The organism is Streptomyces thermospinosisporus (assembly GCF_039526425.1).
Taxonomy (GTDB): Bacteria; Actinomycetota; Actinomycetes; order Streptomycetales; family Streptomycetaceae; genus Streptomyces; species Streptomyces thermocarboxydovorans.
Genome location: NZ_BAAAIZ010000043.1, coordinates 32,273 through 41,293, shown reverse-complemented (window position 1 = coordinate 41,293; position 9,021 = coordinate 32,273). Strand labels below are relative to the sequence as shown.

Here is a 9,021-nt window from a genome sequence, read left to right as displayed (position 1 = left end):
GGCGAACGGCGGCGGCGAGGCGGTCTGCGCCGGCGGCGCGAAGCCGGGCGCGGCACCGCCGGCCTGCGGCTGCTGCGCGGCGGCCGGCTCCTCCTCGGCGACCTCGCCGCCGAAGTTCTTCAGCAGTGCGTCGAGTCCGCCGTCGAAGCCCTGGCCGACGGCGGCGAAGCGCCAGACGTCCTTGAAGTAGAAGTCACCGAGCATCACGGCCCGCTCGGTGGTGAACTCCGAACCGTTGAACGGATAGCGGGCGACCTCCTCGCCGCCCGCGACGATGCGGAGATAGCCCGGGCCGATCTGGGACATCTGCCCGGCGCCGTCGATGGTGGCGGTGAAGGAGAGCTTCTTGATGTGATCGGGAATCCGGTCCAGCGTGACCCGGAAGGACTCCGTGTCGCCCGCCTGGGCGCCCAGGAGCTGGATGGACTCCTCCGGGGACTTCGGCTGGTTGTAGAACACGAAGTACCGGTCGTCGGAGAGCCGTTCGTCGGCGTCCAGACCGAAGCAGCTGATGTCGAAGGTGAGCCCGGGACCGGAGATCTGTACGCCTACGTACAGATCCGTGCCCGCCGTGAGATCACTGATCTTGGCCTTGTGGCCGCGTTGGAATTCCCTGGCCATGCGTACGACCGTCCCCCATCCCGAATGTGAGTGCGTCGCGCCAGGCTAACGTCAATCCCGGACACCGGATGAAGTCGGTACAGACCCGGTACAGAACGATCGCCGGCACCTTACGGTGGGGCCTCACGGGAGCCGGTCCGGGGCCGGACTTCCCCGGTCCGGGGTCGGTCCTTCGAGAGGCCGGCCGGGTCTGCGGCGTGAGGCCTGCCGTGTCTGCGGTCAGTCGTCCTGAGGCCGGTCGTCCCGCTCGGACGCTCGCCTTGCGGTCGGTCGTCCTGAAATTCGGTCGTGTCTGTGGTCAGTCGTCCTGAGGTCGGTCGTCCTGCGCGGGGCGCTCGTCCCGGGCGCCCGGCACGTGCGGCAGCCGCTCGGCGGCGACCACGCCCTCGAGGTACCCGCGGGCCCGCTCGGTCTTCGGGTACGCCTCCAGCAGCCGCCAGAAGCGCGGCCCGTGCCCGGGCACCAGCAGATGGGCCAGTTCGTGGCAGAGGACGTAGTCGACGACGTACTCGGGCATGCCCTGCAGCCGGTGCGACAGGCGGATGCTGCCGTCGGAGGGAGTGCACGAGCCCCAGCGGGTGTTCTGGTTGGTCACCCAGCGCACCGAGGCGGGCCGGGGACGGCCCTCGAAGTACTGGGCGGAGAGCCGCTCGGCCCGCTCGGCCAGCTGGGCGTCGCCGAGCGCCCGCCTGCTCTCCTGCGCGGCCAGTTTGTCGAGCATGACGGTGACCCAGCGCTGCTCCTCCGCCTCGGACATCCGGGCGGGGATGAGCACGACGGTGCGATCGCCCTCGCGGTACGCGGAGACCGTTCTGCGTCGGCGGGCGCTCCTGCGGACCTCGATCGCGCTCGCCCGTGAGCCGCTCGTCGGCTGGCTCGTCGTGCTGCGCTGTGACTTTCCGGCGCGGTGCAGTGGGTCGGCGGGCACGCCCCGACCGTACCCGCTGAGCACCGGGAAGTCCCGGCTCCGGGACGGTTCGATGCGGTTACGGCCACCGGGCGCCGGATTTGTACGACGAATCCCGCCCGCCTGTGGACAACTTTCGTCGGCCCTCGCCGCATCCGGGCATGCTGGCAGTCGCCGGGCCTCGACCGGGCCCGGCCGGAACACGGGGACGACCCGGACGGACGTCCGGTGGACGATCCACGCACGCCAGTGCGCGATTCAGGCACACGAGGCACACGAGGCACACGAGTACGCGATCCAGGCACACGAATACGTACGGGGGACTGTCATGCATCCGGTGGTGAAGCCCGCGCTCCGGCGCGGCTGGCGCGATCTGAACACGGTGCAGTTCGGGATGACGCCGGCGCAGGCACTGACGCTGGGGCCGGTGGACACGGCGACGGGCAGCTTTCTCGAGCTGCTCGACGGCACGCGCGGCCTGGAGCTGCTGCGCGCCCAGGGCCCGCGGATGGATCTGCCCGGCAACCAGGTCGACCGGCTGGTGAGAAGGCTGGCACGGGCCGGGCTGCTGGACGACGCTCGGGGCGGCGGGCCGGCCGCCGACGCGCTCCGCGAGAAGCGGGAGGTCATGGAGCGGCTCGGCCCCGATCTGGCCTCGCTGACCCTGACCACCTCCGAGCCGGGCGAGGCCCTGAGGCGGCTGGCCGCCCGCCGCGAGACGCGGGTGCAGGTGCGGGGTGCGGGCCGGGTGGGCTCGGTGCTGGCGGCACTGCTGTCCGGGGCCGGCGTCGGAGGGGTCGAGGTGCGCGACGTGGGGCAGGTCGAGCCGTGGGACGTGACGCCGGGCGGGCTGCCCGCCGAGGCCGTCGGCGAGCGCCGGGAGGCGGCGGTCCGCCGGATCGTGCGCCGCGCGGCACCGGACCGGCCGCCCCGCCGCGCCGAGCGCCCTCGGCTGTCGGCGGACACCCCCTGCTTCTCCCTGGTGGTGCTCGCCCCGCGGGACGACGTCGCCGTGCACGCGCCCGACCCGGTCTCCGCCGAGCCCCTGCTGGCCTCGGGCACGCCCCATCTGTACGCCGGGGTGGTGGAGGGAACCGGTGTGGTGGGCCCGCTCGTGCTGCCGGGCGAGACCGGCTGCGCGGGCTGTCTCCAGCAGCACCGCACCGACCGGGACCCGGTCTGGCCACGGCTGGTCGCCCAGTGGCGGTCCGGGAGAAAGCACCGAATGACTGCCTGCGACCTCGCTCTTGCCACTACGGTGGCCGGACTGGCAGCCGCCCATGTGCTCGCCTTTCTCGACGGCCGTCTTCCGTCCAGTGCGGGAGCCCGGTGGGAGGTCGCGCTTCCCGGCCTCGACTGGCATGCGCGCCGGGTCCTGGCGCATCCGGCATGCCCGTGCGGAGCGGCGGAGAAAGGTAAGGGAGAACACACCTCCGGTCAGGGGCGGTCGCACGAGACAATGGCCGTGCACGGGCCGCCGGAGGGGTCGCTCCACGAGGCGCACGCACAGCGGCCGGCAGGGACTTGGAGGGCGCATGTCTGATCTTCCCCGCAAGGCGGTCACCAGGACCGCCAAGCTGGCGGCGCTCCCGCTCGGCTTCGCCGGGCGGGCGACCTGGGGACTCGGCAAGCGGATCGTGGGCGAGTCCGCGGAGATCGTCGGCCGCGAGCTGCAGCAGCGCACCGCCGAGCAGCTGTTCAAGGTGCTCGGTGAGCTGAAGGGCGGGGCGATGAAGTTCGGTCAGGCCCTGTCGGTCTTCGAGTCGGCGCTGCCCGAGGAGATCGCCGGTCCCTACCGTGCGACGCTCACCAAGCTGCAGGAGGCGGCCCCGCCGATGCCCAGCCGCACCGTGCACGGGGTGCTGGACGAGCGGCTCGGCGAGAACTGGCGCGATCTTTTCCTGGAGTTCGAGGACAAGCCCGCGGCGGCGGCCTCCATCGGCCAGGTGCACCGGGGCGTCTGGCACGACGGCCGCGAGGTGGCGGTGAAGGTGCAGTACCCGGGCGCGGGCGAGGCCCTGCTGTCCGACCTGAACCAGCTCAGCCGCTTCGCCCGGCTGCTGGGCCCGCTGGTGCCGGGCATGGATGTGAAGCCGCTGATCGCGGAGCTGAGGGACCGGGTCTCCGAGGAGCTGGACTACGGCCTGGAGGCGCAGGCCCAGCGAGTTCACGCGGAGGAGTTCGACGGCGATCCGGACGTGGTGGTGCCGGTGGTGGTCCACCAGACCGACCAGGTGCTGGTCACCGAGTGGATGGACGGCATCCCGCTGTCGGAGATCATCTCGAACGGCACCGAGGAGCAGCGCAACCGGGCCGGGCAGCTTCTGGCGCGCTTCCTCTTCTCGGGTCCCGCCCGCACCGGTCTGCTGCACGCCGACCCGCACCCGGGCAACTTCCGGCTGCTGCCCGGCGGTCCGGACGGTGAGGACGACTGGCGGCTGGGCGTGCTGGACTTCGGCACGGTGGACCGTCTGCCGGGCGGACTTCCCGTCACCATCGGCGAGGCGCTGCGGATGACGCTGGACGGTGAGGCGGAGACCGTCTACGAGATGCTGTGCGAGGAGGGCTTCGTCAAGGAGTCCATAGAGCTGGACCCGGACGCGGTCCTCGACTATCTGCTGCCGATCATCGAGCCGGCGCAGGTCGACGAGTTCACCTTCACCCGCGGCTGGATGCGCAGCCAGGCGGCCCGGGTCGCCGATCCCCGTTCCCCCGCCTACCAGTTGGGCAAGCAGCTCAATCTGCCACCGGCGTATCTGCTGATCCACCGGGTGACGTTGAGCACGATCGGTGTGCTGTGCCAGCTGGGCGCGACGGTCCGGCTGCGGGAGGAGCTGGAGGAGTGGCTGCCCGGGTTCGTGCCCGAGGCCGAGGAGGAGCAGGCGGCCGAGGCGTGAGAGGCGCCCGGCTCCCGGCTGGGTGACCGCCGGCCAGGTCACCGCCGGCCCGGGTTCCGCTGCCCGCCGCTTCCTCCATGTTCCTGGACGCTCCCTACCACCACTGCGAGTCCAGCCTGCCCTCTATCGCGCGCAGGTTCTCCCGTGAGCAGGCCTCGCAGTAGTGGCGGTGCTCGCCCTGCTCCACGGAGAAGGTCCAGGTCGGTTGTGGTCCCTTGGCCCGGGCGCCGCAGCGGGCGCACACGAGGGACTCCGCCGGGGAGCCGTCGTCGCTGTCACCGGGATGACTCGTCATCCGGCGACGATAGCGCCGCACCGGGCGGCCCGCCCCCGGACGCACCGCGGGGGCCGGCCCGCTTCGATACGGACCGGCCCCCGCAGGGGAGCTCTCCTCCCGGTCGGGAGGCCAGCGCTCTCAGCTGGTGACGGTTACTGCTTGACTGCTGCCGGCTACTGCATGACGGCCATGGCGAGCGCACGGCGGGCACGCCGCGAGGCACGCTCGGCTCGCCGCTGCATGCGGCGGGCGGTCGCCAGGCGCGAGGCCAGACGCTCGCGCTCGGCCTCCTGCAGTCGCTCGTGCATATGCGCACGGGCCAGGGCTTCTGGGATGAGTTGCATCTCTCGGGTCCTGTTCTGGCGCGAGTCGTTCGCGCCGCTGGTGGTGAAGTCTTCGGTTGCGGAGCCTGCGGGCTCGTGAGTGGACGGCGTCATCGGGGCCTGCTTCTGGGGGTCGTGCGTGAGGGGACGGTCGATCGTTCCGCGGGTGTTCATGCCGTGACCGGGTTCTTGCGCGGGCGACCACGCGGCCGCTTCCGGGCAACGACAACCCCCTGGACGAACAGCTCGCCACCCCAGACGCCCCAGGGCTCACGCCGCTCCTTGGCGCCGGCGAGGCAGGCCTCGATCAGCGGGCAGGTGCGGCAGAGGGACTTGGCGTACTCCACGTCCGCCGGCGACTCCGCGAAGAAGACCTCCGGGTCGTAGGAGCGGCAGGGGACGGGCACGTCCAGGTTCTCGATGGCGTCGTCGAGCGCGGTGAGCGCGGTGAGCGGAGTCAAGGTCGGGTCCTCCGTGGAGCCGGGCTTGGGGATCGTGTCGGAAGGCGGTACGGACGGGGCGTGCGCTTCGAGTTGCACGGTTCGTCTTCCTCGTCTGGTCGTGTCCGGCCGGTTGGCCGGATGGGCGGCTGGTACCGGGTCTCTTCTTGTCCCGAGGCCCCTTCGTTCCGCTGTCCGCGTTGGTGGACAAACAGAAGGGCCGCGGATCCCGGATGGGGTTCCGCGGCCCTGAAGGCGCCGGCCTGACGAATCAGGCTGGATCACTCCAGGGTTCTGGCCCACGGAAGGCCCACATCTGGTTGTGCTGCGTCTGCTTCCGGAATCCGGCACCGGTCGCCGCAAAGGCATAGGCCTGCGCCTGCGCCACTACTGCTTCCAGTGCCTCGGTCGGTCGCTCGTCGCGCCCACGAATGGCAAGACCCGCGGGAGCAATGGCGGACTCCAGGTGCGCGGCGGCACGGAGGCCGGACACACCGGTGCCCTTGTTCGAGGCGCCGAGCATGCACAGGGAGACGGCCGAGCGATCGGTCATTTTGACGTCGGAGCTGAAGTTGATGCTGATCACTGGACTCGCCTCCTCTCGGCGCATCGGGGACTGGGCTGAGCCAGTCCGGCGGATATGCAAGTACAACACGGAATCAGCGCCTCCGAGAAGGCCGCCGCTTCCGTGCCTAAGAACCTATGGGGATTCCCGGGGCATGCGCAAACTATTTTTTCGACGAGTTCGTATCAGTCCCGTTCCTGCTCCCCGGCGGGCTCCCGGCCTGCGCAGATGGCCAGAACGTCCGCGCCGTAGCGGCCCAGCTTGCGTCTGCCCACACCGGGGATGCGCGCGAGTTCGTACTCGTCCTCGGGCGAGGACTCGGCGATCGCCATCAGGGTCTTGTCGGTGAAGACGCAGAAGGCGGGCTGCCCGCTGCGCCGCGCCTGCTCGGCCCGCCACTCGCGCAGCCGCTCGTAGAGGCCCTCGTCCATGTCGGACGGGCAGTCCTCACAGCGCATCAGTTTCATCTCGCCCGCGTCGGTCAGCGTGCGCCCGCAGACCCGGCAGCGGGCGGGGGTGCGCAGTCTGCGCCGCGGGCTCCCGGTCCCCGCCGGCCCGGTGCGCGCCGCCGGGAAGCCGCGCTCCACGCCTCCCGTGCCGCCGGCCGCTCCCCTGGCCCCGGTGCCGGTCGATCCCGGTCGCAGGCCGTCGAGGAAGCGGCTGGGGCGGCGGTTCGGGCGGCCGCCCGGGGAGCGGGAGAGCGCCCAGGACAGGTGCAGCCGCTCGCGCGCGCGGGTGACACCGACATAGAGGAGGCGGCGTTCCTCCTCGATCTGCTCGTCGGTCTTTGCGTAGGTGATCGGCATCATGCCCTCGGCGACCCCGACCAGGAAGACCACGTCCCACTCCAGGCCCTTGGCAGCGTGCAGGGAGGCGAGGGTGACGCCCTGGACGGTCGGGGCGTGCTGGGCTCCGGCCCTCTCGTCGAGTTCGACGACGAGGTCGGGCAGGCCGGCCTGGTGCCGGACGGCGGCGAAGTCCTGGGCGAGGTTCACCAGGGCGGCCAGGGACTCCCAGCGTTCCCGCACCGCTCCCGAGCCGGCCGGGGGCTCGGGGGTCCAGCCCTCGCCGGAGAGCACGGCGCGCACCTGGGAGGGCAGGTCGACGGCGTCGTCGAGGAGGTGGTCGTTGCCGCCGAAGCGGGCCGCGGCGCGCAGGGCGGCGATCGCCTTGCGCACCTCGGGCCGGTCGAAGAAGCGCTCGGCGCCGCGCAGCTGGTAGGGCACCCCGGCGTCCGCGAGGGCCTGCTCATAGGTCTCGGACTGGGAATTGGTGCGGAACAGTACGGCGATCTCGCTGGCCGGAACACCGGATTCGATCAGTTCCCGGATCCGGTGGGCGGCGCCCTCGGCCTCGGCCGGTTCGTCGCTGTACTCGGTGAAGACCGGCTCGGGGCCAGGGGCGCGCTGGGAGACGAGCTCCAGCCGGTGGTCGGCGGCGCGGCCGCGGGCCTGGGCGAGCAGCCCGTTGGCGAGGTGGACCACCTGGGGGGTGGAGCGGTAGTCGCGGACGAGTTTGACGACGGTGGCGCCCGGATGGCGGGTGCGGAAGTCGAGGAGGTAGTCCGGGGTTGCGCCTGTGAACGAGTAGATCGTCTGGCTGGCGTCGCCGACCACGCACAGGTTCTCCCGGTCGCCGAGCCACAGTTCCAGCAGGCGCTGCTGGAGGGGGCTGACGTCCTGGTACTCGTCGACGACGAAGTGCTGGTACTGGGCGCGGACCTGCTCGGCGACGTCGGGGCGGTCCTGCAGCACGGCCACGGTGAGCAGCAGCACGTCCTCGAAGTCGATTACGCCGCGCTCGCGCTTGAGGTCCTCGTAGACGGAGTAGATCTGGGCGATCTCGGCGGGGTCGCGGGGGGTCTCGCGGCCGGCCTTCGCGGCGGCGGGCGCGTAGTCGCCGGGGACGGTCTGGGTGACCTTGGACCACTCGATCTCGGAGGTGACGTCCCGCAGCTCACCGCGGTCGAGCCGGATGCGGCAGGCGGCCGCCGCGTCGGCGACGAGCTGGACCTTGCGGTCGACGAGCCGGGGCATGGACCCGCCGATGGCTTTCGGCCAGAAGTACTGCAGCTGCCGCAGGGCCGCCGAGTGGAAGGTGCGGGCCTGGACGCCGACGGCGCCGAGCTGGCGCAGCCGGCCGCGCATCTCGCCGGCGGCGCGGTTGGTGAAGGTGACGGCGAGCACGCTGGACGGCTGGAGGATGCCGGCGCGCACCCCGTAGGCGATCCGGTGGGTGATCGCCCGGGTCTTGCCCGTACCGGCGCCGGCCAGCACGCACACCGGACCGTGCAGCGCGGTGGCGACCTCGCGCTGCTCGGGGTCGAGCCCTTCGAGCACCGCATCGGCCGAGTCGGGTACCTGCGGGAAGAGCGAGGAGTGCGTTGCTGCTGTCACACGGCCATGCTGCCAGGTCGCGGGAGACGGGTGAGCCGGTTGTCCACAGGCAGGGGCTTGCAGTCGTATCAATGCGGCAGGCGTCACGTCCGCCGCATGCGGCGGGCACCACTTCCGGCCAGGGCGGCGGGCATCACCTCCGGCCAGGGCGGCAGGCGTCGTCCGGCTGATGCGGCGGGCATCACGTCCGTCTGGCCCGGCCGGGCACCGACTGCGGGAATTGTGGCGCTTTCAAGTACGTTCCCCTGTCAGCAGCACCGACTTCTTTCCCTCAGCCGCCGAAGGAGCGCACAAGGACATGCTGGGCACTGTGACGATGTACAGCACCACGTGGTGCGGCTACTGCCGCCGACTGAAGAGCCAGCTGGACCGCGAGGGCATCGCGTACACCGAGATCAACATCGAGCAGGACCCGGAGTCCGCGGCGTTCGTGGAGAAGGCGAACAACGGCAACCAGACGGTGCCCACGGTGCGGATCGTGCCCGCCACCGGCGGCGAGGAGATCGTGATGACGAACCCGAGCCTGGCCCAGGTGAAGCAGGCCCTCGCGGTCTGATCCCCGGCGTCCGGGCATCGGCGAACGAGAGGGGCGGTT

General features: G+C 71.6%; 10 protein-coding genes. 3 read left to right on the top strand and 7 right to left on the bottom strand.

From position 1 onward, the window contains the following. Window positions 1–621 (bottom strand): TerD family protein (locus ABD207_RS16755; RefSeq protein ID WP_344013802.1); only part of this gene is annotated, 621 nt, incomplete at its 3' end. Window positions 622–919: 298 nt separating this feature from the next. Continuing rightward, window positions 920–1,549, bottom strand: a complete 630-nt coding sequence (locus ABD207_RS16750; RefSeq protein ID WP_344005638.1) for a M48 metallopeptidase family protein — start codon at window positions 1,547–1,549, stop codon at window positions 920–922. Window positions 1,550–1,856: 307 nt separating this feature from the next. Between ABD207_RS16750 and ABD207_RS16745 the strand changes: the two genes are divergently transcribed. Next, window positions 1,857–3,071, top strand: coding sequence for a TOMM precursor leader peptide-binding protein (locus ABD207_RS16745; RefSeq protein ID WP_344013801.1), 1,215 nt, complete (start codon window positions 1,857–1,859; stop codon window positions 3,069–3,071). Further along, a complete protein-coding gene (locus tag ABD207_RS16740) occupies window positions 3,064–4,425 on the top strand; it encodes an ABC1 kinase family protein (protein WP_344013800.1) in 1,362 nt (453 codons plus the stop codon). Before ABD207_RS16745 ends, ABD207_RS16740 begins: the two co-directional genes overlap by 8 nt. Window positions 4,426–4,519: 94 nt before the next feature. On the opposite strand, the gene ABD207_RS16735 is transcribed toward ABD207_RS16740, so the two are convergent. The 5 genes from ABD207_RS16735 to ABD207_RS16715 form a co-directional block, all read right to left on the bottom strand. After that, window positions 4,520–4,720 carry a hypothetical protein gene (locus ABD207_RS16735; RefSeq protein WP_344013799.1) on the bottom strand — a complete coding sequence of 67 codons (201 nt, stop codon included), beginning with the start codon at window positions 4,718–4,720 and terminating at the stop codon, window positions 4,520–4,522. A gap of 155 nt (window positions 4,721–4,875) precedes the next feature. Continuing rightward, complete coding sequence (locus tag ABD207_RS16730; RefSeq protein WP_344005646.1) at window positions 4,876–5,199, bottom strand: hypothetical protein; 324 nt, start codon at window positions 5,197–5,199, stop codon at window positions 4,876–4,878. Next, a complete protein-coding gene (locus ABD207_RS16725) occupies window positions 5,196–5,564 on the bottom strand; it encodes a WhiB family transcriptional regulator (protein ID WP_344005648.1) in 369 nt (122 codons plus the stop codon). The genes ABD207_RS16730 and ABD207_RS16725 overlap by 4 nt, the downstream gene beginning before the upstream one ends. Window positions 5,565–5,736: 172 nt before the next feature. Then, on the bottom strand, window positions 5,737–6,051 hold the full coding sequence (locus tag ABD207_RS16720; protein WP_344013797.1) for a hypothetical protein: 315 nt from the start codon (window positions 6,049–6,051) through the stop codon (window positions 5,737–5,739). A gap of 164 nt (window positions 6,052–6,215) precedes the next feature. Continuing rightward, a complete protein-coding gene (locus tag ABD207_RS16715) occupies window positions 6,216–8,426 on the bottom strand; it encodes an ATP-dependent DNA helicase UvrD2 (protein ID WP_344013795.1) in 2,211 nt (736 codons plus the stop codon). Window positions 8,427–8,724: 298 nt separating this feature from the next. Between ABD207_RS16715 and ABD207_RS16710 the strand changes: the two genes are divergently transcribed. Further along, the gene (locus tag ABD207_RS16710) at window positions 8,725–8,982 is read left to right on the top strand and encodes a mycoredoxin (RefSeq protein WP_344013794.1); all 258 of its coding nucleotides are present in this window, start codon (window positions 8,725–8,727) and stop codon (window positions 8,980–8,982) included. Window positions 8,983–9,021 lie beyond the last annotated feature (39 nt).

What these genes read in the sequence shown, in the direction of transcription:
- ABD207_RS16710 (WP_344013794.1), top strand. Translation starts at nt 8,725, where the DNA reads ATGCTGGGCACTGTGACGATGTACAGCACCACGTGGTGCGGCTACTGC.
- ABD207_RS16740 (WP_344013800.1), top strand. Translation starts at nt 3,064, where the DNA reads ATGTCTGATCTTCCCCGCAAGGCGGTCACCAGGACCGCCAAGCTGGCG.
- ABD207_RS16730 (WP_344005646.1), bottom strand. Translation starts at nt 5,199, where the DNA reads ATGAACACCCGCGGAACGATCGACCGTCCCCTCACGCACGACCCCCAG.
- ABD207_RS16745 (WP_344013801.1), top strand. Translation starts at nt 1,857, where the DNA reads ATGCATCCGGTGGTGAAGCCCGCGCTCCGGCGCGGCTGGCGCGATCTG.
- ABD207_RS16735 (WP_344013799.1), bottom strand. Translation starts at nt 4,720, where the DNA reads ATGACGAGTCATCCCGGTGACAGCGACGACGGCTCCCCGGCGGAGTCC.